Origin of the sequence: Billgrantia sulfidoxydans, from assembly GCF_017868775.1 — a bacterium.
Classification (GTDB): Bacteria; Pseudomonadota; Gammaproteobacteria; order Pseudomonadales; family Halomonadaceae; genus Halomonas; species Halomonas sulfidoxydans.
This window is the reverse complement of record NZ_CP053381.1, coordinates 866620-892120: the sequence shown is the minus strand read 5'-3', so window position 1 is coordinate 892120 and position 25501 is coordinate 866620. Positions and strand designations below refer to the sequence as shown.

24 protein-coding genes and 2 tRNA genes are annotated in these 25501 nt (G+C 67.4%); 5 read left to right on the top strand and 21 right to left on the bottom strand.

Annotated features, from left to right (window positions below; genetic code table 11):
• Window positions 1-4: 4 nt before the first annotated feature.
• The 6 genes from HNO51_RS04280 to ampD all read right to left on the bottom strand — a co-directional run bounded on the left by HNO51_RS04280 (window position 5) and on the right by ampD (window position 8067).
• Window positions 5-724: a class I SAM-dependent methyltransferase gene (locus tag HNO51_RS04280; protein ID WP_209538575.1), complete on the bottom strand. Its 720-nt coding sequence runs from the start codon at window positions 722-724 to the stop codon at window positions 5-7.
• Window positions 721-1425 (bottom strand): tRNA (adenosine(37)-N6)-threonylcarbamoyltransferase complex dimerization subunit type 1 TsaB, encoded by a 705-nt coding sequence (tsaB, locus tag HNO51_RS04275; protein ID WP_197449787.1) that lies wholly within the window; start codon window positions 1423-1425, stop codon window positions 721-723. The genes HNO51_RS04280 and tsaB overlap by 4 nt, the downstream gene beginning before the upstream one ends.
• Before the next feature lie 122 nt (window positions 1426-1547).
• Window positions 1548-2204 (bottom strand): adenylate kinase, encoded by a 657-nt coding sequence (adk, locus tag HNO51_RS04270; RefSeq protein ID WP_197449786.1) that lies wholly within the window; start codon window positions 2202-2204, stop codon window positions 1548-1550.
• A gap of 239 nt (window positions 2205-2443) precedes the next feature.
• The gene (aceF, locus tag HNO51_RS04265; protein WP_209538574.1) at window positions 2444-4441 is read right to left on the bottom strand and encodes a pyruvate dehydrogenase complex dihydrolipoyllysine-residue acetyltransferase; all 1998 of its coding nucleotides are present in this window, start codon (window positions 4439-4441) and stop codon (window positions 2444-2446) included.
• Window positions 4442-4502: 61 nt separating this feature from the next.
• On the bottom strand, window positions 4503-7175 hold the full coding sequence (gene aceE, locus HNO51_RS04260) for a pyruvate dehydrogenase (acetyl-transferring), homodimeric type (RefSeq protein WP_197449784.1): 2673 nt from the start codon (window positions 7173-7175) through the stop codon (window positions 4503-4505).
• 322 nt (window positions 7176-7497) lie between these two features.
• Window positions 7498-8067: a 1,6-anhydro-N-acetylmuramyl-L-alanine amidase AmpD gene (gene ampD / locus HNO51_RS04255; RefSeq protein WP_197449783.1), complete on the bottom strand. Its 570-nt coding sequence runs from the start codon at window positions 8065-8067 to the stop codon at window positions 7498-7500.
• Window positions 8068-8144: 77 nt separating this feature from the next.
• Between ampD and nadC the strand changes: the two genes are divergently transcribed.
• Window positions 8145-8999, top strand: a complete 855-nt coding sequence (gene nadC / locus HNO51_RS04250) for a carboxylating nicotinate-nucleotide diphosphorylase (RefSeq protein ID WP_209538573.1) — start codon at window positions 8145-8147, stop codon at window positions 8997-8999.
• Window positions 9000-9008: 9 nt separating this feature from the next.
• On the opposite strand, the gene HNO51_RS04245 is transcribed toward nadC, so the two are convergent.
• On the bottom strand, window positions 9009-9545 hold the full coding sequence (locus tag HNO51_RS04245) for a GNAT family N-acetyltransferase (RefSeq protein WP_197449782.1): 537 nt from the start codon (window positions 9543-9545) through the stop codon (window positions 9009-9011).
• Between the two features lie 88 nt (window positions 9546-9633).
• Between HNO51_RS04245 and tsaA the strand changes: the two genes are divergently transcribed.
• Window positions 9634-10359, top strand: a complete 726-nt coding sequence (gene tsaA, locus HNO51_RS04240) for a tRNA (N6-threonylcarbamoyladenosine(37)-N6)-methyltransferase TrmO (RefSeq protein WP_234283591.1) — start codon at window positions 9634-9636, stop codon at window positions 10357-10359.
• A gap of 61 nt (window positions 10360-10420) precedes the next feature.
• On the opposite strand, the gene purC is transcribed toward tsaA, so the two are convergent.
• The 4 genes from purC to dapA are packed head-to-tail and all read right to left on the bottom strand — an operon-like array spanning window position 10421 to window position 13894.
• On the bottom strand, window positions 10421-11134 hold the full coding sequence (purC, locus tag HNO51_RS04235; protein ID WP_209538572.1) for a phosphoribosylaminoimidazolesuccinocarboxamide synthase: 714 nt from the start codon (window positions 11132-11134) through the stop codon (window positions 10421-10423).
• 45 nt (window positions 11135-11179) lie between these two features.
• Entirely contained in the window at window positions 11180-11986 is an 807-nt protein-coding gene (locus tag HNO51_RS04230) for an MBL fold metallo-hydrolase (protein WP_209538571.1), read from the bottom strand.
• The gene (locus HNO51_RS04225; protein ID WP_234283593.1) at window positions 11986-12957 is read right to left on the bottom strand and encodes a lipoprotein, NlpB; all 972 of its coding nucleotides are present in this window, start codon (window positions 12955-12957) and stop codon (window positions 11986-11988) included. Before HNO51_RS04225 ends, HNO51_RS04230 begins: the two co-directional genes overlap by 1 nt.
• Window positions 12958-13009: 52 nt before the next feature.
• Window positions 13010-13894 (bottom strand): 4-hydroxy-tetrahydrodipicolinate synthase, encoded by an 885-nt coding sequence (gene dapA / locus HNO51_RS04220; protein WP_197449779.1) that lies wholly within the window; start codon window positions 13892-13894, stop codon window positions 13010-13012.
• A gap of 196 nt (window positions 13895-14090) precedes the next feature.
• On the opposite strand from dapA, the gene HNO51_RS04215 reads away from it, so the two are divergent.
• Entirely contained in the window at window positions 14091-14567 is a 477-nt protein-coding gene (locus tag HNO51_RS04215; RefSeq protein ID WP_197449778.1) for a peroxiredoxin, read from the top strand.
• Window positions 14568-14615: 48 nt separating this feature from the next.
• Here the strand turns inward: HNO51_RS04215 and HNO51_RS04210 are convergent, their stop codons facing one another.
• Window positions 14616-15725 (bottom strand): AI-2E family transporter, encoded by a 1110-nt coding sequence (locus HNO51_RS04210; protein WP_197449777.1) that lies wholly within the window; start codon window positions 15723-15725, stop codon window positions 14616-14618.
• On the bottom strand, window positions 15722-15970 hold the full coding sequence (locus HNO51_RS04205) for a sulfurtransferase TusA family protein (protein ID WP_197449776.1): 249 nt from the start codon (window positions 15968-15970) through the stop codon (window positions 15722-15724). The genes HNO51_RS04210 and HNO51_RS04205 overlap by 4 nt, the downstream gene beginning before the upstream one ends.
• Window positions 15971-16117: 147 nt before the next feature.
• Here HNO51_RS04205 and HNO51_RS04200 point away from each other — a divergent pair, with 147 nt between their 5' ends.
• Window positions 16118-17572: a M48 family metalloprotease gene (locus HNO51_RS04200; RefSeq protein ID WP_209538570.1), complete on the top strand. Its 1455-nt coding sequence runs from the start codon at window positions 16118-16120 to the stop codon at window positions 17570-17572.
• A 171-nt stretch (window positions 17573-17743) separates the two neighbouring features.
• Here HNO51_RS04200 and nadA read toward each other — a convergent pair whose 3' ends face one another.
• From nadA to HNO51_RS04160, 8 genes are all read right to left on the bottom strand, one after another.
• Window positions 17744-18763, bottom strand: a complete 1020-nt coding sequence (gene nadA / locus HNO51_RS04195) for a quinolinate synthase NadA (protein ID WP_209538569.1) — start codon at window positions 18761-18763, stop codon at window positions 17744-17746.
• Window positions 18764-19050: 287 nt separating this feature from the next.
• Window positions 19051-19126: transfer RNA gene (locus tag HNO51_RS04190), tRNA-Lys, on the bottom strand.
• Window positions 19127-19157: 31 nt separating this feature from the next.
• Window positions 19158-19233: transfer RNA gene (locus tag HNO51_RS04185), tRNA-Lys, on the bottom strand.
• A gap of 78 nt (window positions 19234-19311) precedes the next feature.
• Entirely contained in the window at window positions 19312-20169 is an 858-nt protein-coding gene (gene rluB / locus HNO51_RS04180; RefSeq protein ID WP_209538568.1) for a 23S rRNA pseudouridine(2605) synthase RluB, read from the bottom strand.
• Window positions 20166-21056, bottom strand: a complete 891-nt coding sequence (gene scpB, locus HNO51_RS04175) for an SMC-Scp complex subunit ScpB (RefSeq protein ID WP_209538567.1) — start codon at window positions 21054-21056, stop codon at window positions 20166-20168. The genes rluB and scpB overlap by 4 nt, the downstream gene beginning before the upstream one ends.
• The gene (locus HNO51_RS04170; protein WP_209538566.1) at window positions 21053-22012 is read right to left on the bottom strand and encodes a segregation and condensation protein A; all 960 of its coding nucleotides are present in this window, start codon (window positions 22010-22012) and stop codon (window positions 21053-21055) included. The genes scpB and HNO51_RS04170 overlap by 4 nt, the downstream gene beginning before the upstream one ends.
• 95 nt (window positions 22013-22107) lie before the next feature.
• On the bottom strand, window positions 22108-23868 hold the full coding sequence (gene radD / locus HNO51_RS04165) for a DNA repair helicase RadD (RefSeq protein ID WP_209538565.1): 1761 nt from the start codon (window positions 23866-23868) through the stop codon (window positions 22108-22110).
• Between the two features lie 116 nt (window positions 23869-23984).
• Window positions 23985-24668 carry an enoyl-CoA hydratase-related protein gene (locus HNO51_RS04160; protein ID WP_242597201.1) on the bottom strand — a complete coding sequence of 228 codons (684 nt, stop codon included), beginning with the start codon at window positions 24666-24668 and terminating at the stop codon, window positions 23985-23987.
• 326 nt (window positions 24669-24994) lie between these two features.
• Between HNO51_RS04160 and HNO51_RS04155 the strand changes: the two genes are divergently transcribed.
• Entirely contained in the window at window positions 24995-25492 is a 498-nt protein-coding gene (locus tag HNO51_RS04155) for a hypothetical protein (protein WP_197449768.1), read from the top strand.
• The last annotated feature ends 9 nt before the right edge of the window (window positions 25493-25501 follow it).

Genomic DNA, 25501 nt, shown 5'->3' with positions numbered 1-25501 from the left:
CGTATCAAGCCTTCAAGGAGCGATGGACATAGAGGTCGTAGCGGCTGGTCTTGCCTTCGATGGCGTGCTGCGGCGCCGGGCCCTCAATGGGCGGTGCCTTGCGTGGCCGCTTGACCACCACGCGGTGGCTGGCCACGTCCAGCGCCACCTCGAGCAGCCGCGGCGCGTCGGCATCGTCGCCGGCGAGCTCGCGGAACAGACGCATCTCCTTCTTCACCAGCGCCGACTTCTCGCGGTGGGGGAACATGGGGTCGAGGTGAATCACCTGGGGCGCCACCGGGCCGGCGGCGACCAGCGCGGCGAGGTCGCGAACGGCGTCGCCATGCACCAGGTGCATGCGGGCGACGATCGCCGCCGCCTCGGGGTCGGCGGCGGCGCGCGCCAGGCCATCCTCCAGCAGGGCATGGATCGCCGCCACGCGCTCGATCAGCAGCACCTCGGCGCCGAGGCTCGCCAGCACGAAGGCGTCGCGCCCCAGGCCGGCGGTGGCATCGATTACGCTAGGGGTCACGCCGGCCGCCAGACCGCAAGCACGGGCGATGAGCTGCCCCCGTCCACCGCCGAAGCGGCGCCGATGGGCGGCACGGCCTTCGGCAAAATCGACCCTGAGCGGCTTGCCGTAGCGGGCCGGGTCGCCGGCCAGCACCAGGGCATCCCCTTCGCGGCGCAACGTCAGCTCGCCACTTTCTGACTCAGTGTCTCGCGGCCGGTCGCGACGGTTCATTTGCCCTTCTGCCACGCCACCTGGTCGCGCAGGTAGATCGGCTGGGTCTCATGGGCGGCAGGACGAGCCCCCTGGGCATAGTCTCGGGCGGCCAGCAGTACCATTTCCTCGGCCGCCGGCTCGGCTTCGGCGTCGCGCCGGCTGATGGCTGCCTGCACCTCGGCCGGCATCGCCTCCCACAGCGACCAACCCGAGCCGATGGCGTACCAGCCCTCGCGGCCGTCGGCCGGGGGCAGCTGAAGCTGCTCGGGCGGCATCACGGCCTCCGCGAGCAGTGGCTCGGTCGCACCGTCACGACAGCGCCAGGCGGCGACGTAGATCTCGCCCATGCGCGCATCCATGGCGGTGACCACATTCGCGACACCGTGACGACGATGAGCCGCGAGGGCCAGCGCCTCGAGGGTCGACACGCCGAGCAGCGGCAGGTCCAGGCCGTAGGCCAGCCCCTGGGCCGTGCCGGCGGCGATGCGCAGCCCGGTGAAGGAGCCGGGGCCACGCCCATAGGACACGGCGTCCAGCTCGGCGACGGTCAGGCCCGCCTCGGCCAGCACCTCGTCGACCATCGGTAGCAGCCGGCGGGTATGTTCGCGGGGGGTCAGGGCAAAACGGGACACCAGCCTCGGTTCGCCGCCACCACGCTGGATCAGCAGGGCGGCGGAGCAGGCGCTGGAGGAGGCATCGAGAGCCAGCAGGTTCGGCATAGGGAAGCGTCGGGTCAGGGCATGGGCGGATCATTATACGCCGCCGCGTGACGCGGGACGATGGCCCATGACGACGATGGCCCGCCGAGGCGGGCCATTCAGAAACGACCTGTAGCCAGACGTTATCCGTCCAGCGCCTCGGTCACCTTGCGCGTAATCTCGTCGACGCTGCCGACGCCCTCCACGCGGTGATAGGCAGGCGCAGCGTCAGGCTCCTCCTGTGCCCACTGCTGGTAGTAGTCGACCAGCGGCGCGGTCTGCTCGTGGTAGACCGCCAGGCGGTTGCGCACGGTGGATTCGCGGTCGTCATCACGCTGGATCAGCGGCTCGCCGGTGACGTCGTCCTTGCCCTCTTCCTTGGGTGGGTTGTACTCGACGTGGTAGACCCGGCCCGAGCCCGGGTGTACCCGGCGACCGGCCAGGCGCTTGACGATCTCCTCGTCCTCCACGGCGATCTCGAGGACGTGATCGATCTTGACTCCCGCCTGCTTCATGGCATCCGCCTGGGGAATGGTGCGCGGAAAGCCGTCGAACAGGAAGCCGTTCTCGCAATCGGGCTGGGCGATGCGCTCCTTGACCAGCGAGATGATGAGATCGTCGGACACCAGGCCCCCGCTGGTCATGATCTCCTTGACCTTCAGCCCCAGCTCGCTGCCCTCCTTGACCGCCGCACGCAGCATGTCGCCGGTGGAAATCTGCGGGATCTTGTAGCGCTCGCAGATGAACTGGGCCTGGGTACCTTTGCCGGCACCCGGCGCGCCCAACAGGATCAAACGCATCTAGCTGCTCCTTGAGAGAGTGGAAATTCTTGTGGGTAAAGGGAATGTCATGAACGATAACCGCGGCGGCGTCGCCAGACAACTCTACGCCGCGGCCCAGGCCTCTCGCGCCTGGCCAAAGCCACTGCATTTTCAGCCAATTATGGCCGGGTTGCACTTTGGTCTCCCCTCCCGAAAGTGGAGGCTCCAAAGACCGACGGCGCCCCGCAGGGCGCCGTCGGTACCGCTTTCGGCAATGATTACATCAGCAGTCGCCGGATGTCACTCAGCGCCGCCGCCAGGAAGGCGGTGAAGCGCGCGGCATCGGCCCCGTTCACCGCCCGGTGGTCGTAGGAGAGCGACAGCGGCATCATCAGCCGCGGTTCGAAGTCGGCACCGTTCCACACCGGCTTCATCTGCGCCTTGGAGACGCCGAGGATGGCCACCTCCGGGGCGTTGACGATCGGCGTGAAGGCGGTACCGCCGATGGAGCCCAGGCTCGAGATGGTGAAGCAGCCGCCGGTCATCTCCTCGCGCTTGAGCTTCTTAGACTGCGCCTTGCCGGCCAGCTCGACGCTCTCCTTGGCCAGGTCGATCAGCGACTTCTTGTCGGCGTCGCGAATCACCGGCACCATCAGGCCGTCCGGGGTATCCACGGCAACGCCGATGTGGACGTACTTCTTCCACACCAGGGTCTCGCCGTCGCTCTTCAGGCTGACGTTGAACTGGGGGAACTTGCGCAGGGCGAAGGCACACGCCTTGATCAGGAACGGCAGCGGGGTGAGCTTGGCGCCCTGGGCCTCGGCCTCGGCCTTCATCGACTTGCGGAAGGCTTCCAGCTCGGTGATGTCGGCCTCGTCGAACTGGGTCACGTGAGGCACGTTGAGCCAGCTGCGGTGAAGGTTGGTGGCGCCCATCTTGAGCAGACGCCCCATCGGCTTCTCTTCGATTTCACCGAACTGGCTGAAGTCCTGGTCCGGTACCGGCGGGATGCCCGCGCCGCCACTCGCCGCCGGCGCGGCAGCAGGCGCCTTGGCCTGGCCTGCCATCACCTGCTTGACGTAGGCGTGGACGTCCTCCTTGAGCACTCGCTCCTTGGGCCCGCTCGGCTTGACCAGCCCCAGGTCGACGCCGAGTTCGCGGGCCAGCATGCGCACCGCGGGGCCGGCGTGGACCAGCTTGCCGTCGCGCGGTTTGTGGGCCGCCATCTGCGCCTCGGGGCTCGGCGTACCGGCCGGGGTCGGCTTGGCCTGGGTGGGCGAAGCCGGCTTTTCGCTGGGCTCGCTCGGCGCCTTGCTGGCCTTGGGCGTGGCCGCCCGCGGCTTGGCCCCAACCACCTCGATATAGCCGATCAGGTCGCCCTCGGAGACGGTGTCGCCCTCCTTGACGGTGAGTTCGATCAGCTTGCCCTTGTAGGGGCTCGGCACGTCCATGGAGGCCTTGTCGGACTCCAGGGTGATCAGCGGGTCCTCCTCGTTCACCTCGTCGCCGGCGCTGACGGCGATCTCGATGACCGGCACGTCGCTGGAACCGGAGAGATCGGGCACGCGGATCTCCTTGCGCTCGGGCTCGCCGCTCGTCGCCTCCTCCTCGGCGGGGGCCTCGGCCTGCTCGGCGGGCTCCGCGGTGGTCTCGACGGCTTCCGGCTCGGCCTCTTCGCCGCCTTCGCCGGCGATCTCCATGGTGCCGATCACGTCGCCCTCGGAAACGGTATCGCCCTCCTTGACGGTGAGGGACACCAGCTTACCGCTATGGGGGCTGGGCACGTCCATGGAGGCCTTGTCCGACTCCAGGGTGATGAGCGGGTCCTCCTCGCTCACCTCATCGCCCTCGGCGACCGCCACTTCGATGACCTCGACGTTCTCGGAACCGCCCAGATCCGGCACCTTGATCTCGACGGTACGCTTGCCGCCGCCGGAGGATTTCTTCGCCGCCGGCTTCTCTTCGGCGGCCGGGGATTCCTTGGGCGCCTCTTCTCGCTTGGCCTCGGCCTTCTCGCCGCCGCCATCGCTGCCGCCACCTTCCACCTCGAGCTCGACGATGTCGTCGCCCTCGGAGACGGTGTCGCCCTCCTTCACCAGCACACGAACGACCTTGCCGCCCTTGGGCGACGGCACGTCCATGCTGGCCTTGTCCGACTCCAGCGTGATCAGGGTGTCCTCGGGCTCGATGACGTCGCCTTCGGATACGGCGATTTCGATGATTTCGACATCTTCGCTGCCGCCGATGTCGGGAACTTTGATGATTTCGCTACTCAAGGTCGCGCTCCTTCCAAATCGTGCCTGGAACAGGCGGGCCCGGGCCCGCCTGGCCACCGGATCAGCTCGTCAGCGGATTGGGCTTGTTGGGGTCGATGCCGTACTTCTTGATCGCCTCGGCGACGACCTTGCGATCCAGCTCGCCGCGATCGGCCAGGGCCTTGAGCGCCGCCACGGTCACGAAGTAGCGATCGACCTCGAAGAAGTGGCGCAGCTTCTCGCGGGTGTCGGAGCGGCCGTAGCCGTCGGTTCCCAGTACATGGTAGTCGGTCGGCACCCAGGCGCGGACCTGATCGGCGAACAGCCGCATGTAGTCGGTGGAGGCGATGACCGGCCCCTCGCGCCCTTCCAGGCAGCGGGTGACGTGGGGCTTGACCGGCTCGTCGGCGGCGTTGACGAACGCCTCGCGTTCGAGCAGCAGGGCCTCGCGGCGCAGCTCGTTGAAGCTGGTTACGCTCCACACGTCGGCGCCCACGCCCCACTCCTCGGCGAGCATCTTGGCGGCGGCTTCCACCTCGCGCAGGATGGTGCCGGAGCCGAGCAGTTGCACGTGGCCCTTGTCGCCTCGGTGCTCGCGCAGCAGGTACATGCCCTTGATGATGTCATCGGCCGGCACGTTCTCGAGCTCGGGGTGCTCGTAGTTCTCGTTCATCACCGTCAGGTAGTAGAAGCAGTTCTCCTTGTCGGCGAACATGCGCTTCAGGCCATCCTGGACGATCACCGCGACCTCGTGGGCGTAGGTCGGGTCGTAGCTGCGGCAGTTGGGGATGGTCGCCGCCTGCAGGTGGCTGTGGCCGTCCTGGTGCTGCAGGCCCTCGCCGTTGAGCGTGGTGCGCCCGGCGGTGCCGCCGACCAGGAAGCCCCGCGCCTGCAGGTCGCCGGCGGCCCAGGCCAGGTCGCCGATGCGCTGGAAGCCGAACATCGAGTAGTAGATGTAGAACGGCAGCAGCGGCAGGTTGTGGTTGCTGTACGAGGTGGCCGCGGCGATCCACGCCGACATCGCGCCGGCCTCGGTGATGCCCTCCTCGAGGATCTGGCCCTTCTTGTCCTCGCGGTAGAACATGATCTGGCCCTTGTCGACGGGCTCGTACTTCTGGCCTTCGGAGGTGTAGATGCCGAGCTGGCGGAACATGCCCTCCATGCCGAAGGTGCGCGCCTCGTCGGGCACGATCGGCACCACCTGCTGGCCGATCTTCTTGTCCTTCACCAGGCCGTTGAGGATACGCACGAAGGCCATGGTAGTGGAGATCTCGCGCCCCTTGGAACCGGCCAGCTGGGTGGCGAAGGTCTTGTCCTCGAGGCTGGGGATCGTCAGCGCCTCGAAGTCGCTGCGGCGCTGCGGCAGGTAGCCGCCCAGGCGCTCGCGCTGCAGGTGCATGTACTTGAGCTCGGGCGAGTCGTCGTCCGGCTTATAGTACGGCACCTCCTTGAGCTGCTCGTCGGTCAGCGGGATACCGAAGCGGTCGCGGAACTTGCGCAGCGCCTCGTACTCCATGGTCTTGACCTGATGGGCTTCCATCGAAGCCTCGCCCTCGCCGCTGCCCATGCCGTAGCCCTTGACGGTGTGCGCCAGGATCACGGTGGGGCGGCCGTTGGCGTTGTTCACTGCCTCGTGATAGGCGGCGTAGACCTTGAACGGATCGTGGCCGCCGCGGTTCAGGCGCCAGATGTCCTCGTCGGACATGTCCTTGACCATCTCGGCGGTTTCCGGGTACTTGCCGAAGAAGTGCTCGCGGGTGTAGCCGCCGTCGATGGCCTTGTAGTTCTGGTACTCGCCGTCGACCGCCTCGTCCATGCGCTTCTGCAGGATGCCCTTCTTGTCCTTCTCGAACAGCGGGTCCCACAGCCGGCCCCAGACCACCTTGAGCACGTTCCAGCCGGCACCGCGGAAGACCCCTTCGAGTTCGTCGATGATGCGGCCGTTGCCGCGCACCGGGCCGTCCAGGCGCTGCAGGTTGCAGTTGATGACGAAGATCAGGTTGTCGAGCTTCTCGCGGCTGGCCAGGTGAATGGCGCCCAGCGATTCCGGCTCGTCGCACTCGCCGTCGCCCATGAAGCACCAGATCTTGCGATCGTGCATGCTCCTGAGCTCGCGCGAATCGAGGTACTTCATCACGTGGGCCTGGTAGATCGCCTGGATCGGCCCGAGGCCCATGGAGACAGTGGGGAACTGCCAGAAGTCCGGCATCAGCCAGGGATGCGGATAGGAGGAGAGGCCGTCACCGTCGACTTCCTGGCGATACTTGTCCATCTGCGCCTCGGTGAGGCGTCCTTCCAGGTAGGCGCGCGCGTACACGCCCGGCGCCACGTGGCCCTGGATGTAGACCAGGTCGCCCTCGAAGTCGCCGTTGGGCGCTCGGAAGAAGTGATTGAAGCCGACGTCGTAGAGCGTGGCGGCGGACATGAAGCTGGCGATGTGGCCGCCGAGCCCCGGGTTGGCGCGGTTGTTGCGGATGACCTGGGCGATGGCGTTATAGCGAATCAGTGAGCGGATACGCCGCTCCATGAACAGGTCGCCCGGCATCGGGGCTTCACGATGCACCGGGATGGTGTTGCGATGCGGCGTCGTCACCGAGAAGGGTGCCTGCATGCCGTCGCGGCGCAGCCGGTCGGCCAGGCGCGTCAGCAGGTACCGGGCGCGTTCCTCGCCCTCACGATCCAGGACCGATTCCAGGGAATCCAGCCATTCCGTGGTTTCGACCGGATCGAAATCTTCTCTTGCCTCCAGACTCATAGACGTCTCTCCGAGTGACAATGTGATGTCAGGTTGCCCCCCGTGCGCGGACGAAGGGCAGGTCGATGCTACTGACGATCAGGGGAATGTCAGGCCGCGACGCGGCTGTTGTAGTCATTTTACAGAAGCGCATACAACGAATGGCGTAGAACATACCGTAAAGTGGCCTTCCTGCCAATCTCAGAGAAATGGAATTTTTTTCCATAAGTTGAGCATTGCATTGCAACACAAGATGTTACGACAACCATTTACGCCTACGGCCGGGCCGGGACGAAATGTAATAAAACTACCGTATGATTGCACCCTTACCCTGGCACACGTCTCATTCGCCGTTTTTTAACGCCTTGAGACACTGGCGGAAATAAGCCCAGTCGAAGGCCGGGCCGGGATCGCTCTTGCGCAACGGCGCCACGCGCGCATGGCTGGTGATACGCGCGAAGTTCATGTCAGGATAGTTGACGTTGAGAGTCTTCGTGACCGCGGCCAGGGCGCGGTACTGGGCGTCGCGATAGGCATGGATCTCGTCACCCTCCAGTTCGATGCCGACAGTGAAGTCGTTCAGCGCCCGCCGTGCCCGCCCCCCATCGATCCAACAGGAACGACCGGCATGCCAGGCACGTCGGTCGAACGACACGAACTGCACGCATTCGCCGTCGCGCCGGATCAGCAGATGGGCCGAGACCCGCAGCTGGGCGATGCCGGAGAAGAAGGGATGCGCCGAGGCATCCAGGGTGTTGGTGAACAGTCGCTCGATGTGCTCGCCGCCGAATTGGCCGGGCGGCAGGCTGATCGAGTGCAGCACCACCGCCGAGACCTCGCCCTCCGGGCGCGCATCCTGGTTGGGCGACGGCACGCGCCGGACCCCCTCTAGCCAGCCTTCCTCGATTCTCATCTCGTTCCCCTGACGTCCTGGAGCTGGATTCCCTATAATGACGGTCCCGACGCCCCATGAACATGAAAAGGCACGCCATGCATTATCAGGACGCCCTTGTCGAAGCGATCCGCGAAGCCGCCGCCCACCTGCTGTCCGAGGATGTCGGTCCGGGTGACATCACCGCGCAGCTGATTCCGGAAACGCAGTGGGCCACGGCCCGGGTCATCACACGCGAGCCGGCGGTCCTGTGCGGCGTGGCCTGGGTCGAGGAGATCTATCGACGCCTCGACCCCAGCGTGCGTCTGCGCTGGGGCGCCGCCGACGGCGACCGCCTGGAAGCCGACCAGTGCTTCCTCGAACTCGAGGGGCCCGCCAGGGTCCTGCTCACGGGGGAGCGCGCCGCCCTCAACCTGCTGCAGACGCTCTCCGCCACCGCCACCCGCACGCGGCACTACGTCGACCTGCTCGAGGGTACCGGGGTACGCCTGCTCGACACCCGCAAGACCCTGCCCGGCCTGCGCCTGGCGCAGAAGTACGCGGTCACCTGCGGCGGCGGCCACAACCACCGCATCGGCCTCTTTGATGCCTTCCTGATCAAGGAGAACCACATCGCCGCCTGCGGCAGCATCGCCGCCGCCGTGAAAGAGGCGCGCAGCATCGCCCGCGACCTGTTGGTGGAGGTGGAGGTGGAGAGCTTCGAGGAACTCGCCCAAGCGCTGGCGGCGGGCGCCGACATCGTCATGCTCGACAACTTCAGCCTCGACGACATGCGCGAGGCGGTGAAACGCAGCGCCGGCCGGGCCACGCTGGAAGCCTCCGGCAACGTCGACGAGACCACCCTGCGCCAGATTGCCGAGACCGGCGTCGACTGCATCTCCAGCGGCGCCCTGACCAAGGACGTCAAGGCAATCGACCTGTCGATGCGCATCACCGAGCTACGCCACGCCTGATCCGTTTTTCTAGGTCTCGATCGCCGTGAGGCGCTTCTCCAGGCGCCTTCGCTCGAGCTGCACTCCGCCCCGCGTGACCCACTCGACGCCGAGATCCTGCCAGCCGCGGCGCAGCAGGCTCTCGGCCAGCATGCGGCTGGCATCGAGGGTGACGTGGCCATGGCCATGCTCGAGCAGCATGCGCTCGGCATGTACCAGCAGGGTCGAGCCGATGCCGCGTCGCGCCAGCGACGGCCAGACGTAGAGGGTCTGGACATGTCCCTTGGGAAGGTCCAGCTCGAGGAAGCCGACACAGCGCCCGTCGCAGGTGGCCATCAGCGTGGTGTAGAGGGCTTGTCGCGCGGCCCATACGCTGCCCTCACGCGGCATCGTCGCGGCCCACGCCTCACGCTCCGCCACGCTGTAGTGTGCGGCCGCGCCCTGCATCACGGCGTGATGGAAGACCTCGGCCTGATCGGCAGCATCACGTGCCTTGGCCTGCCGGTAGAGGATCCGCGGCGAACCGCTCCTCATCGTCGGCGCATCGTTCGTCGTCATCGTTTCCATCTTCCCTGCCATACCTCGCGTGATCTGACTCGGCGTGCAGGTTACACAAGCTCGCCGCCGGGGCCAATGGCAGGCATAATCCCACCCCATGACCAGCCCATCGCTCCCCGCCGCCAGCTATCCGATGCACCCGATCGGCCGCATCGAGAGCGACTTTCCCGACAAGTTCGGCGTGCCGCGCCAGCCCGGGCTGGCCTCGGCTGCCCACGCTGAGCTGATACTTCTTCCTCCCTACGACGACCCCCTGACGGTGCGCGGTCTCGACGCCTTCGGCCACCTGTGGCTGACCTTCGTCTTCCACCACAGCCCCGAGCGCTGGACGCCGCTGGTGCGCCCTCCGCGACTCGGCGGCAACGCCAGGGTCGGGGTGTTCGCCAGCCGCAGCACGCACCGCCCCAACCGCCTGGGGCTGTCCTTGGTGGAACTCCTCGAGATCGACACCCGCCGGGGGGTGCGCCTGGTGCTGGGCGGCTGCGACCTGGTCAGCGGCACCCCGGTGCTCGACATCAAGCCCTACCTGCCCTGGGTCGAGGCGCGGCCCGAGGCACGCGCCGGCTACGCCCCCGAGGCGCCACCGCAGTTGGAGGTGCGCTTCAGCGCCGAGGCCGAGGCGGCGCTGGCCGCACGCGACGACGCCGCCTCGCTGCGCGAACTGATCCGCCAGGTGCTGGCCCAGGATCCGCGCCCGGCCTATCGCCAAGGGGCGGAAGAGAGACTCTATGGCGTACGCCTGCGCGATGTCGACGTGCGCTTTCGGGTCCTCGAGGAGGCACAGGTCACGCGGCTGGAGGTGGTGGAGATCGTCCCGGCCTGAACACGGCGACGCCCTCGCGAGGAGGGCGTCGAGGGCAGCGATTCCGGAGCGCTCGGCCTGTTCAGGCGAACTCTACCCCGATGCGCCGGCCTACTTCCTCGTAGGCCTCGATCACACCGCCGAGCCCTTGGCGGAAGCGGTCCTTGTCCATCTTGTCGCGGGTCTTGGCGTCCCACAGGCGGCAGCCGTCCGGCGAGAACTCATCGCCCAGCACGATCCGCCCCTTGAACAGGCCGAACTCCAGCTTGTAGTCCACCAGCAGCAGGTCACCGTCTGCAAACAACTGTTTGAGCACCTCGTTGACGCGGAAGGTCAGCGCCTTCATCTCGGCGAGCTGTTCCGGCGTGGCCCAGCCGAAGGTCTCGGCCAGCGACTCGTTGATCATCGGGTCGTGCAGCGCGTCGTTCTTGAGGAACAGCTCGAAGGTGGGCGGCGAGAGTTCGCGCCCTTCCTCCACGCCCAGGCGCTTGACCAGCCCCCCGGCGGCGATGTTGCGCACCACGCACTCCACCGGAATCATCTCGAGCTTCTTGACCAGGCTCTCGGTGTCCGAGAGGCGCCGCTCGAAGTGGGTGGGAATGCCCGCCGCCGTCAGCTTTTCCATGATGAAGGCGTTGAAGCAGTTGTTGACCATGCCCTTGCGCGCCAGCGACTCCATGCGCTCGCCGTCGAAGGCGCTGGTGTCGTCACGAAAATGCAGGACGAGCAGATCGGGGTCATCGGTGGCGTAGACCGACTTGGCCTTGCCGGCGTAGAGTTCTTGGCGCTTTTCCATGGGAGTCTCCAGAGAGGGGTGAAGGCATGACCTGAGGATGGCAATTCAGACGATCGCCTGCCACTGCAGCCCGCTGTCCTGGGCGGCGATGGTCAGGCGCGAGGCGTCCCCGTCGAGCAGCGGCGCCAATGCCTCGAGGGCGAGCTCGGGGCGGTTGTTGTGTTCCGAAAGATGGGAGCAGACGATGCGTTGCAGCCGGTCGAGGCCCAGGCGCTGGAGCAGCGCTGCCGCCTGAACGTTGGCAAGGTGCCCCCAGTTGCCGCCCACCCGGCGCTTTAGCCGTGGCGGGTAGGGCCCGACCTCGAGCATGTGGCGATCATGGTTGCACTCGAGGATCAGCGCATCGCAGCCGTGAAACGCCTCGACGACGTGGTCGGTGGGGTGGCCAAGGTCGGTCAGCACCCCCAACCGACAGCCGCGGGATTCGAAGCGGAACTGGACCGGCTCGCGGGCGTCGTGGGGGACCGTGAATGGATCGATCGTGAGGCTCTTCACCGCGAAGCGCGACTGCGGCGTGATCCAATGGCGTTGGGGGACCTCGCCCAGGCGCCCGGAGAGCCAGGTGCCCGGCGTGAGATAGACCGGCACCGCGTGGCGCCGCGCCAGGGGGCCCACGCCGCTCAGGTGATCGCCGTGCTCGTGGGTGACCAGCACGGCGTCGAGCTGGCGCGGGTGCAGGCCGAGACGCGCCAGCCGCCGCTCGGTCTCGCGCAGGCCGAAGCCGCAATCGACCAGCACCGTGGTCTCGCCGTCGCTGACCAGGGTGGCGTTGCCCTTGCTGCCGCTGCCGAGCGAGGCGAAGCGAAGCTTGCCCGCGTCCGGCAGTGGCTGGATGGCCGGCCCCAGCGGCATCAGCGCAGCAGGCTCGACACCCGCTCGAGCAGCTCGCGGGCGTCTCCTTCGGTGAAGCGCCGCTCGCTCTCGTTGACGGCACGCAGCGTGGTGCGCTCGGGGCCGTCGGACTCGAGCACCAGGCGGATCTCCTGGGGCATCTGGCGCACGTCGGGGCTGAGGATGATCTGCAGCATGCCACGGCCACGCTCGGAGGCGGTCATGTAGCTGACCAGGAAGTCGTGCTGCTCGGGGTTCTGCTCGAGCAGTTCGCGCCGGTTCTCCACGCTGAAGTCGGCCTCGAGCTGATGGTTCAGCTCGGCCCAGACGCGGTCGATGTCGAGCGGAATGCGCACGACCCATTCACCGCTGGCAAGCTGCTCGAAGCGCAGGCGGTCCTCGCGGGAGATCTGCTGCCCCGCCAATGAGGCGGCGCTGGCGCTCTCGCTGCGCGCGCTGAAGTGCTGCTCCAGCGCATCGAGACAGGCCGCCACCGGACGCCCATTCTGGTCGCAGCGCACCTCACTGTCGCCGGCGCGCAGTCCCTGGCGCACGCTCAGCCTGCCCTGGGCGGTCTCCAGCACGCCGCGGGCATCGTCGCTGGCCTGCACCTGCAGGCCGCGAGCCCGGGCGAAATCCTGCAGTTGCGGCCACACCATGCCCGGGTCGGCGCCGACCACCAGCCAGCGGTCGCTGCCGACCTCGCGCCGCTCGACGAAGTCGCGCTCCACTTCGCGGCTCGCCGGCAGGCGCTCCGGGCTCGGCGCGCGGAAACGCTCGCCGTCGGTGTGCAGGCGGCCCTGCGCCTCCGGCACCGGCATGGCATCGCGATAGCGCTGCTCGTTGCGCCCTTGCGGCAGCACCAGGGGGGCGCTGCGCTGGGCCTTCACGTAATCGATGTTGCGATCGTCATAGAAGCCTTCGCGGGCGCAGCCAGCAGTGGCCAGGGCGGCGAGAGCCACCAGCGGCATCCATTTCAGCGCAGAGTTCATGCATTCACCTTGCAGTCAGAGTATCGGGGCGGCGGGAACATTCCACGCCGCCTCAATCGTCGATTACGCCGGCCAGTTGCAGGGCCTCGTCCACCGTCGCATGGTACTTGCTGGACAGCCAGGTGAGCGGCAGGCGAATTCCCTGCTCGATCATGCCCATGCGGTGCAGCGCCCACTTGACCGGAATCGGGTTGGATTCGATGCCCAGGTTGGTATGCAGCGGCATCAGCCGGGTATTGATCTGGTGCGCGCGGTCGGCGTCACCGGCAACCGCGGCGACACATAGTTCGTGCATGGCCTTGGGCGCCACGTTGGCGGTGACCGAGATGTCGCCGTTGCCGCCCATCAGCATGAACTCGCAGGCGGTGCCGTCGTCACCGGAGTAGAGCATGAAGCCGCTGCCCTCGAGCCGAGCGATGAGGTCCTCGGCGCGCTCCAGGTTGCCGGTGGCATCCTTGAGCCCGACGATGTTGTCGACCTCGGCAAGGCGCAGCACGGTCTCGTTGTAGAGATCGGAGCAGGTGCGGCCGGGCACGTTGTAGAGGATCACCGGCAGGCGGCTGCCCTCGGCTACCGCCTTGAAGTGGCGGTAGAGCCCTTCCTGGGTGGGCTTGTTGTAGTAGGGGCATACCGACAGGCAGTAGTCGGCGCCCACTTCGCTGGCGTAGCGCGCCAGCTCCACGGCCTCCGAGGTGGCATTGGCCCCGGTGCCGGCGATCACCGGAATGCGCCCGTCGACCTCCTCCACCACCGCGCGAATCACGTCGAAGTGCTCGGCGAAGGACATGGTGGTCGGCTCGCCGGTGGTGCCGGCGGCCACGATGCCGTCGGTGCCGTTCTCCAGGTGGAAGTTCACCAAGCGGCGCAACGCCTCCCAGTCGATATCGCCATTGGCCTTCATCGGCGTCGCCAGGGCGACGATACTGCCAGTGATCATCCTCTTGTCCTCTACGCCATATCCGCTCATGCCGCGCTCGGGCGTCATACCTCGACAGGGCCGCGAGCAAAGGGTAAATGGTACTCAGGCCGCACAAGCCTGTACAGCACGGCCGACACGCTCTTGCTGCCCGCTTTGACAGCGCGCCCCGGCCTGCGTGTAATGATACGCCTTCGACCCAGCCAAGGAGCCTCGCATGACCCTTGCCATCGGCCAACCGGTACCCGACTTCAGCGCCACCGCCACCGGCGATACCACTGTCTCGCTCGCCGACCTCAAGGGCCGCCAGGTGGTGGTCTACTTCTACCCCAAGGCCAGCACCCCCGGCTGCACCACCGAAGGTGGCGATTTCCGCGACCGCAAGGCCGCCTTCGACGCGGCCAACACGGTCATCCTCGGCGTCTCCCGCGACGGCCTGCGTGCCCAGGAGAACTTCAAGGCCAAGCAGGCCTTCAACTTCGAGCTGATCTCCGACAAGGAGGAAGAAGTCTGCCGGCTGTTCGACGTCATCAAGCTGAAGAAGTTGTACGGCAAGGAGCATCTCGGCATCGAGCGCAGCACCTTCCTGATCGACGCCGAGGGCAAGCTTGCCCGAGAGTGGCGTGGCGTCAAGGTCAAGGGGCACGCCCAGGAGGTGCTCGAAGCCGCCCAGGCGCTGCACGCCGGCCGCTGAGCCCCAACGGAGCCACGCACTGCCCGGCACACCCGCCGGGCGATTCCCTCACTCCTCGACCTGCCGTTCCAGCTCGGCGGGATGGCGTGAGTCATGGTACTGCCGGATGCCCCTTGGCCAGGCGTAGACCAACGCCTTGAGCAGCGTTGCCAGCGGGATGGCGAAGAAGACCCCCCAGAAGCCCCAGACCCCGCCGAAGAACAGTACCGCCAGGATGATCGACACCGGATGCAGGTTGACCGCCTCGGAGAACAGGATCGGCACCAGCACGTTGCCGTCCAGCGCCTGGATCACGCCGTAGGCGACGAGCACGTAGAGGAACTGATCGCTCATGCCGAAATGAAAGCCCGCCACGGCGGCCACCGGCAGGGTCGCCACGGCGGCCCCGATGTAGGGCACCAGCACCGAACAGCCCACCAACACCGCCAGCAGCGCCGAATAGGGCAGGCCAAAGAAGGCGAAGGTGAAGAACGCGACGGTGCCGACGATGATGATCTCGATGAACTTGCCGCGTACGTAGTTGGCGATCTGGGCATCCATCTCCTGCCAGATGCGCGTCATCAGGGAACGCTGCTGGGGCAACAACGACAGCGTGAACGCGACCAGCTGTTCGCGATCCTTGAGCAGGAAGAAGACCAGGATCGGCACCAGCACCAGGTAGATGATCAGCGCCAGCATGTTGCCCAGCGACGCCAGCGAGAGCGTCAGCGCACGCTGGCCGAACTGGGTCAGTTCACGTCCGGCCACGGCGATCCACTCCTGCACCTGGTCCGGCGTGACGAAGTTGGGGTAGCGCGCCTGCAGGTCGTCCAGCCAGCGCTGGCCGCTGGCGACGATGCGTGGCGTCTCCTGAACCAGGCTCACCAGCTGGTTCCATATCAACGGCATCAGGATGAAGGCCAGCGCCAGCAGCACGCCAATGAAGGCGAGGAAGATCACCATCACGGCCAGCAGGTGAGGCACGCCGCGCCGGGTCAGGGCCGTGACCCCGCCCTGCAGCAGAAAGGCAATCACCAGGGCGGTGAGGAAAGGCGCCAGCATGCGGCCGAACAGGATCACCGCGGCGAAGCCCAGCACCAGCAGCACCAGCAGGATGACGGCTTCCTCGTCGGAGAAATAGTGCTCGACCCAGCCCTTGAAGACCTCACGCAGGGTCATGTGGCTGGCTCCTCGCCCTTGCGCAGCCAGTAGTGGTAGACCTCGCCGCGCTCCTCGCGAGCAATCAGCTCGTGGATGCTGTGCTCGGCGAAGGTCTCGAAGTCGCGCCAGGAGCCGGCATCGGTCGCCAGGATCTCGAGCACCTGGCCGGGCGCGAGCCGCGCCAGCGCCTGCTTCGCCTTGAGCAGGGGCAGCGGGCAAGGCAGGCCGCAGGCATCGAGCACATCATCTGGTTGCACAGCCATGTCGTCTCCCGGGAAAATAGCGAGCGCACCCGAGCACGGGCACATACCCTTGCAGCAAAGCGCAAAACCCTTGAGATTTAAAGGCACTTTGCGGGCCGAATCAATGTCGGATAGAGAACCGACCGCCGCTTCGAACGAGACTGGCACATGCTGCGCAAGACCCGAACCTGCCTGACCACCGGCGCCATCGCGCTGACCCTGGGCCTGAGCTCAGCGGCGCCGGTGAACGCCACGCAAGACTATGGGCTGCCCAGCCTGACCGGCAGCAGCCAGGCCATCACCGGCGAGGAGTTCCGCCTGGGCCGGGCCTGGCTGCGCCAGTTCCGCGCTCGGGTCACCGCCTGGCAGGACCCGATTGCGCAGGACTACGTCGAATCGCTGGTGTCCCGCCTGCTCCCCCACAGCGGGCTCACCGACGCCAATACCGTGGTGACGCTGGTGGACAACCGCGCCCTCAATGCCTTTGCCGTGCCGGGCGGCGTCATTGGCGTCAATGCCGGCCTGTTCGCCTTCGCCAGCGAGGAGGATGCCGTCGCTTCGGTACTGGCCCACGAGCTGGGCCACCTCGCCCAGCGCCACTATTCACGCGGCCAGGCACGCGCCGAGCAGACCCAACTGCCCGCCATGGCGGCGATGCTGGCCGGCATGCTGATCGCCGCCAGCGGCGGCGGCGACGCCGGCATCGCCGCCGCCATGGGCTCCCAGGCCGCCTTCGTCCAGGACCAACTGGCCTATTCGCGGCGCTTCGAGCAGGAGGCCGACCGCCTCGGCCTGCAGACCATGGCCCAGGCGGGCTTCGACCCCGACGCCATGGTCAGGATGTTCCGCGCCATGCAGCGCCAGGTGAGCCTGCAGGGCGGCAACCCGCCGGAGTTCCTGCTCACCCATCCGCTGACCGAATCGCGTATCAGCGATGCCGAGTCCCGCGCCTCGCAGCTCGAGCCCATGCGTTCCCGCGAGGGTGACCCGATCTATCACCTGGTGCGCGCCCGGGCGCTGCTGGCGGTGAACCAGCGCGACCCGCAGCAGGCGGCGACGCGCCTGGCCCAGGATGATGCACCAGCGGCGGCCAGACGCTATCTCGACGCCTTGATCGCCGCCCACCACGGCCAGACCGACACCGCGCTGAATCAGCTCGACGGCCTGGCACGCGAGCTGCCCGATCTCGCCCTGCTGCCCGTCAGCGCCGCCGAGGTCGCCTTCACGGCCGGCCGCTACGACGAGGCCATCGAGCGCAGCCGGCGCATCCTGCGCCTGATGCCGGGCCATGTGCCGGCCACCCGCATCCTGGGCGAAGCGCTGCTGCAGCGCGACCCCGACGCGGCCTATCGAATTCTGAACGAGCTGGCCAGCCGACGCCCCGAGGACCCGCAGATCTTCACCCTGCTCGCCGAAGCCGCCGGTCGCAGCGGCCGCGAGGCCTGGGGCCACCTGGCACGGGCCGAGCAGATGCAGCTCACCGGCGAGATCGATCGCGCCATCCGCCAGCTCGACGTGGCCCGCCGAGTGGCGGAACAGAGCGGCGACGGCAACGCCCTGGCGCGCATCGAGCAGCGCCGCGAGGATTTCGTCGGTTATCGCGAGACGATGGAGAAGTTCTGAGCCGCGAGCCGCGAGCCGCGAGCCGCGAGCCGCGAGCCGCGAGCAGTTTAGGGTAAAAAGCCCGTGACAACGTCACGGGCTTTTTACCCGAAGCCCGAAGCCCGAAGCCCGAAGCCCGAAGCCCGAAGCCCGAAGCCCGAAGCCCGAAGCCCGAAGCCCGAAGCCCGAAGCTCAGGAATTGAAGTTGAGCATGCGCTCCAGCGGCTTGAGCGCCCTCAGGCGCAGCTCGGCGTCGACGAAGATCTCGCCGCTGCCCTCACGCAAGGCGCCAGCCAGGTTGTCCAGTGCGTTCATCGCCATCCACGGGCAGTGAGCGCAGCTCTTGCAGGTCGCGCCGTTGCCGGCGGTGGGCGCCTCGAACAGGGTCTTGTCGGGCACCATCTGCTGCATCTTGAAGAAGATGCCGCGGTCGGTGGCGACGATCAGCTTGTCGTTCGGCAGCTCCCTGGCCGCCTTGATCAGCTGCGAGGTCGAGCCGGCGACATCGGCCAGCGCCACCACCGAGGCCGGCGATTCCGGGTGCACCAGCACGGCGGCGTCGGGATAGAGCCCTTTCAGGTCCTCGATGCCCTTGGCCTTGAACTCCTCGTGGACGATGCAGGCGCCGTCCCACAGCAGCATGTCGGCGCCGGTCTTCTGCTGGATGTAGCCGCCCAGGTGCTTGTCCGGCGCCCACAGGATCTTCTCGCCGCGGGCCTGCAGGTGCTCGATGACGTCCACCGCGATGGAGGAAGTCACCACCCAGTCGGCGCGCGCCTTCACCGCCGCCGAGGTGTTGGCGTAGACCACCACGGTGCGGTCGGGATGCTGATCGCAGAAGGCACTGAACTCGTCGGCCGGGCAACCGATGTCGAGCGAGCAGGTCGCCTCCAGCGTGGGCATCAACACGCGCTTCTCGGGCGAGAGGATCTTGGCCGTCTCGCCCATGAAGCGTACGCCGGCCACCACCAGGGTATCGGCGTCGTGACGCGCCCCGAAGCGGGCCATTTCCAGCGAATCGGCCACGCAGCCGCCGGTCTCCTCGGCCAGCTGCTGAATGGCATCGTCGGTGTAGTAATGCGCCACCAGCACCGCATTGTGCTGCTCGAGGAGGCGCTTGATCTCGTCGATGCGCGCTTCGTCCTCGGCCGGAATGCGGGTCGGGCAGTAAGCGCGGGCGAGGTGCTCGCGCACCTCGAGGCGGGAAGTCATGATTGTCATCGTGTCTACCACTGTGACCGGCAGGGGCTCCCCCTGCGTGTACCGGGGTGCATCGCCAACCGCGCGCTCCGCACGGACGATACGCCTGGGGCTGATAACGGCGTCTCTCGCCACCTCAACCCATAGCCGTATCTTACACCACTTCGCGGTGGTCGTGGCCATCCCATGGCCTCCGCGTCGGCCGCGCGGCCGACGCGGGGCTCGAGGGCGTCGCTCCTGGAACACCCCCGGCCCATAGCAGAGCGCCCCCGCCTCTTTCGAGGCGGGGGCGCGAGATCTGGTGGGTCGTGTAGGATTCGAACCTACGACCAATTGGTTAAAAGCCAACTGCTCTACCAACTGAGCTAACGACCCAGCACTTGCAGACAAGCATCCAGGCCCGGAGTGGTGGGTCGTGTAGGATTCGAACCTACGACCAATTGGTTAAAAGCCAACTGCTCTACCAACTGAGCTAACGACCCTTCCGAACGGGTGCAGATATTACTGATCGCACCCTGGGCTGGCAAGGACTTTTTTGACTTTCGTCCTGCCTGCGTTCGCTATCTGCCCTTGGCATTCCTGGGCTTACGCATCGCCTGCACCGGGCGACGCTTGTGCTTGTCGCGGCTCCAGCGGTTCTTCTCGTCCGGCGTCAGCTCGGGCACCTTGCGCGGCGCCAGGCCGGCGGACTGCGCCAGGTCGTCGATCTCGTCCTGGGAGAGTTCCACCCACTCGCCGGCCTTGGCCCGCTTGTCGAGGAAGATATTGCCGTAGCGCACCCGCTTCAGGCGGCTCACCGTGAGTCCCTGGGATTCCCACAGCCGGCGCACCTCGCGGTTGCGCCCTTCCATGATCACCACGTGGAACCAGGTGTTGATGCCCTCGCCGCCGAACTCCTGCACGTCGGTGAAGCGCGCTGGGCCATCCTCGAGCATGACGCCCTCGACCATGGCCACGATATGTTCCTTGCGCACCTCGCCCATCACCCGTACGGCGTACTCGCGCTCGATCTGGGTGGAAGGATGCATCAGCCGGTTGGCCAGCTCGCCGTCGGTGGTGAACAGCAGCAGGCCGCTGGTGTTGATGTCCAGGCGGCCAATGGCGATCCAGCGCTCGCCCTTGAGGCGCGGCAAGCGCTCGAACACGGTACGCCGCCCTTCTGGATCCTTGCGCGTGCACAGCTCGCCTTCCGGCTTGTTGTACATGATCACCCGGCGTGGGGTTTCCTCGGCGCCGCGCAGGGTCACCGGGCGGTCGTCGAAGGCGACCCGGTCGCGCATCTCGATGCGGTCGCCAAGCGTGGCGACCTTGCCGTTGACCTTGACGCGGCCGGCCTCGATGGCCGCTTCCATCTCGCGGCGCGAGCCCAACCCAGCCCGGGCCAGGACCTTCTGCAGTTTTTCGGTGTTGCTGGTCATGTGTCGTCTGACTTCTCGTCGTCGGTGGATTCCGCCCCCGCTCCGCCGTCATCGTCGACGCTGGTACGGGCACGTTCGGCCAGGCGCGCTTCGAGATCGGCGAAGCTCAGCCCTGGCCTGTCGGACGCCTTCCCGGCGTGTGCTACGTCGGCCGTCCCGGCCGTCGCTTCGGCGAGCGTATCCTCCGTGACGATACGCCCAGCCCCTACTTCGCCATCTTCCTCGTCGTCTTCGATGTCGTAACCGCCATCATCGCCGACGCCTTCCTCATCGCCGCTCGCCGCCTCGTCGGCCTGGGCCAGCAGGGTGCTGGGCGGCGGCGGGGCTTCGTCCTCGAAGATCGGCTCCGCCATGCCCTTGAGCTCATGCATGGGCGGCAGCTCATCCAGGGTCTTGAGGCCGAAGTCATCGAGGAACTGGCGGGTGGTGGCATAGACCGCCGGGCGGCCCGGCACGTCACGGTGTCCGACCACGCGAATCCAGCCGCGTTCGGCCAGCGTGCGCATGATCGAGCTGCTCACCGCCACCCCGCGCACCTCCTCGATGTCGCCGCGAGTCACCGGCTGGCGATAGGCGATGAGCGCCAGGGTCTCCAGCAGCGCTCGCGAGTAGCGCTGCGGGCGCTCGTCCCACAGCCGCGAGACCCAGGGCGACAGGCGCGGGCGAATGCGCAGCTGGTAGCCCGAGGCGGTCTCGATCAGCTCCATGGCGCCGCGGTCGTGGCGCGCCGCGACGCGCTCCAGCGCCTCGCGCAGGCTGCGTCGCCGGGGCCGCTCGTGATCGTCGAACAGCCCCTCGAGGCGCTCCAGCGACAGCGGTTCGGCCGCTGCCAGCAGCGCCGCCTCGAGGATCTCGTCGAGGCTGTCGGGCAGCTCCATGGCGGTCATTCGGCGTCATCCCCCCGAGGCATGCTCTCGCCTTCTTCGCCCACCGAGGCTTCAACAAAGGGGCTCTCGACGTCGGTGCCATCCTCCTCGAAGACCAACGTTCCCCCCTCCTCCCGCGGTGCCCGGGCGCGCACATGGATCGGCGACAGCGGCGCGTTCTGCACGATCTCGATCATCGTCTCCTTGGCCAGCTCGAGGATGGCCATGAAGGTGACGATCACCCCGGCGCGCCCCTCCTCGATGGTGAACAGCGCCTCGAACGGCGTGTAGTGCTCGTGATTGAGCCGCTCCATGATCGCCAGCATGCGCTCGCGGGTCGACAGCACCTCGCGCCCCACCTGGTGGGCCTGGTTGAGTTCGGCCCGGCGCAGGATGCCGGCCAGCGCCCCCAGCAGCTCGTCGAGCGCCACGTCGGGGTGGATCACCCGCGCCTGCAGCGGCGGCAGCGCCGCCCGTGCCGGGAACCAGTCGCGCCCCACCCGCGGCAGCTCGGCCAGCGCCTCGGCGGCGCTCTTGAGCTGCTCGTACTCCTGCAGGCGGCGGATCAGCTCGGCGCGCGGGTCGTCCTCGTCCTCCTCCCCGCCCTCCCGGGGCGGACGCGGCAGCAGGGTGCGCGACTTGATCTCGGCCAGCATCGCCGCCATCAGCAGGTACTCGCCGGCGAGCTCGATCTCCATGGCCTTCATCAGCTCCACGTACTCGATGTACTGGCGAGTGATGGCGGCCACGTCGATGGCCAGGATGTCGAGGTTCTGGCGGCGGATCAGGTAGAGCAGCAGGTCAAGCGGCCCCTCGAACGCCTCGAGGAAGATGCGCAGCGCTTCCGGCGGGATGTAGAGATCCTCGGGCAGCTCGGTGATCGGCTCGTCGAACAGCCGCGCCAGCACCGCCGACTGGCTCTCGGCGTCGCTCGCGACCGGCGGCTCGGCAACTGCCGTGGGGGGCGTCTCGCTCACGCGGGGCTGGCCTCTCGGGGAATGCTCAATCAACGGGCCAGTCTAGCAAGTTGGCGGTGCGAGAAACAGCGTTCCCGCCAACGCGGCGCTCCCCTTTACTCCGCGGTTTCCGCCCTGCGGTAGCGCCCGGTGTAGTCGAACAGCTTTTCACGCACCTGCCAGTGGCGCCCCACCTTGCGCCCCACCACGAAGTCGGGATGGCGCAGGCGCCGGCGCTCGGCGATGACCTCCTCGGCGCTCAGCGGCTGCCAGCGCGCTCCCGGCGCACGCAGATGGTCGCGCAGGAACACCACAGCGAAGGCGCCACGCTGGGCCGGGGTCTCCAGCGCAAACCACTCGGACAACGTGGTGCCGTCCTCGTCGTGATAGGTGACCTTGAGCCGCGGCAGCCCGCGGCCGTTGACGGTGGCCTCGAGCTGCATGCCGGCCACCCGCAGCACGCGGGCATCCCGAAGGCGCAGCGCCTCCTTGAGCTTGTCGTCGGCATCCACCAGCAGGGTCTGGCAGCCGTGACAGCGCCGCGCGGCGATATCGTTCTCGGCGCCGCAGTCGCCGCACACCTTGAAGCGGAAGCGAAAGTCGCACTGCCGACGCTTGCCCGATTCGTCTTCGACCAAGCCCTGACAGCGGCGGCCGAAGTGCTCGATGACGAGCTCCCCCTCCTTGCGACCCCAGAACAGGTTGGCATGCCCGCAGGCGGGACACTCGACCTGCACCGGCTCGGTGTCCGAGGCCGGCCGCGGGCTGCCCACCTCAGGCGCGTAGAGGTCCCAGGGGTTGCCGGCATAATCTAGGATCAGACAGTCGCCCTTGCCCGGCGCAAGGCGCAGGCCGCGGCCGACGATCTGCTGGTAGAGGCTCACCGACTCGGTGGGCCGCAGGATGGCGATCAGGTCGACATGGGGCGCGTCGAAGCCGGTGGTGAGCACCGCCACGTTGACCAGGTACTTGAGCTCGCGGGCCTTGAAGGCGGCGATGAGTCGCTCGCGCTCGCGCGGCGGCGTCGTGCCGGTAACGAGCGCCGCCTCGGCCGACGGCAGGTAGCCGAGGATTTCCTCGGCGTGGGCTACCGTGGCGGCAAACAGCATCACGCCCTGGCGGCCGTCGGCGCGCGCGACGATCTCGGCGACGATGCCCGGCGTGGCGCGATTGCCCGCCGTCACACGGTTGAGCTCCTCTTCACGGAACAGGCCGTTCGCTGCCGGCGCCAGCGCCGAGAAGTCGTAGCGCTCGACCGCTGCGTCGATACGCCGCGGCGGCGCCAGATAGCCCTGCTTGACCATCAGTCTCAACGGCTGCTCGAACACGCAGTCGCGAAAGAAGCCATCCTCGTCGCCACGCACCATGCCGTGATGGTGGCGGTAGTAGATGAAACCTTGCCCCAGGCGGTAGGGCGTGGCGGTCAGCCCCAGCACCTTGAGCCGGGGATTGGCCCGGCGCAGGCGCTCGATCACGCGACGGTAGCTGGCGTCCTTGTCCGGCGAGACCCGGTGGCACTCGTCGATCACCAATAGGGAGAATTGGCCGTCGTCGAAGCGCTCGACGTTGCGCACCACCGACTGCACCGAACCAAACACCACCTGGCGCGCGCTCTCCTTGCGCCCCAGCCCGGCGCTGAAGATATCCGCCTCGAGCCCGTAGGCCAGGTACTTGGCGTGGTTCTGCTCCACCAGCTCGCGCACGTGGGCCAGCACCAGCACCCGCCCGCGGGCGAGGCGCGCCAGCTCGGCGATGACCAGCGACTTGCCGCTGCCGGTGGGCAGCACCACCACGGCCGGCTCGTCGGAGTGGCGGAAGTGCGTCACGACGCGGCGCACGGCCTCGTGCTGGTAGGGCCTCAGCGATGGCGAGGTCACTACGAATCCCCGAAGCGCGGCTCGCGACCGGCCATCCGCGCCGCTACCGCTTCCCGTTGTTCCTCGCCGCCGAGCAGGCCGCGCTGCAGGCTGGCCTCCAGCGCCAGGCGCTCGCGCTAGGACATGCCGGCCGAGCGGGCAAAGAGCTCATGCACCGCGGCCACGGCCTTGGGCGAGCGCGCCGCCACCGCCGTGGCGACCTCGCGAGCGGTGCCCTGCGGGTCGTCGGCCAGGCGCGTGGCCAGGCCGAGCGCAACGGCCTCGCGACCGGCCACCTTGCGCCCGGTCCAGGCCAGCTCGCGCAGCACGTCGCTGCGAATGCTCTCGCCCGTCACGCTGATGGCCATGTCGGGAATGATGCCCCAGACGATCTCCAGCAGCGCCAGCCGGGCCTCGGGATGCACCACGCGCACATCGGCGCCCAGGGCGATCTGCAACCCGCCGCCATAGACGTGCCCGTGCAGGGCGGCGATCACCGGCACGCCGGCCTCGCGCCAGCCCAGCGCCAGCCGCTGCACCGGGTCGATGCCACGCTCGTCGGGCGCCAGCAGCGCGGGCAGACGCTCCGGGCGAGACAGGATCGCGGCCATGTCGAGCCCGGCGCAGAAACTCTCCCCCTCCCCCCGGAGTACCACGGCGCGCAGCCCCTGGAGTTCGCACAGGTGCTGCTGCGCCGCCAGCAGCGCATCGATCATCGCCCAGTCGAGACCGTTGTGCTCGCGCGGCCGCGCCAGGGCAACCTCGGCGACATGATCCTGAAACGCCAGCGTCACCCGCTCATGAAAGACTCGTCGTGTCATGTCTGCTGCCTCATGCGATTCGTCAGGGCAGTCTGGCGCGACGGCAACAGTTGTCAAACATTCGTTTCATTTTGCTTCGATGGTTTCTTTCCCAATTCGTCTATAGTGAAAGTTCAGTGCTGTGTCTGGCGAGGCCACCTCAGGGCAATGGGGAAATAGTGTGGCTCTCGCCATACCCGCGGATGGAATCACTGGTTCGTCAGACCTAAACGTCGCGAAATTTGATGAAGGTCATGCAAACCGGGGGCATTCTCTGAGCATCATGACAAGCCGCAGACGATGCGGGGAAGCGGCTGACGCTCGGCCTTCGAAAAGAGGACACCGCCATGCCAGAAAAACCAACAAGGATCACCAGGCTGGCCCTGGTGCTGGATGAGCTATTGACACTCGCCGAGGCGCACGAGCGCGCCGAGGTGGCACGCTACCGACGTCTTGCCTTCAGCTTCCTGCCTTTCGATACCGCCGTGAGCCGCCTGATGGCCTCGCTCGGCATCCAGTGCGAAATGCGCGTCGAGGAACTGCGCCGCCTCTCGCGCCAGCTGGGGCTGCCGGAATCCTCCTCGCCCCCGACACAGCCAAGCGCGGCCTCCGCTCCACCGTTCTTCGTCAATACCCACGCCATGGCCTTCGAAGTCCTGACCCAGGCGGTAACCGACGCGGGCTACTCGCTGCACTTCCATGAGCACCTGCGCGAAGCCAGCACCGTCCCGGCGCTCTACCCCGCCCTCACGGCGGTGATCAAGCAGAAGCGAGCAGAGCATACCGTGCTCGAGGGTTTTCTCGCGTCTCGCGACGAACTGACACAGATGGTACAGCGCGCTTGACAGCGACGC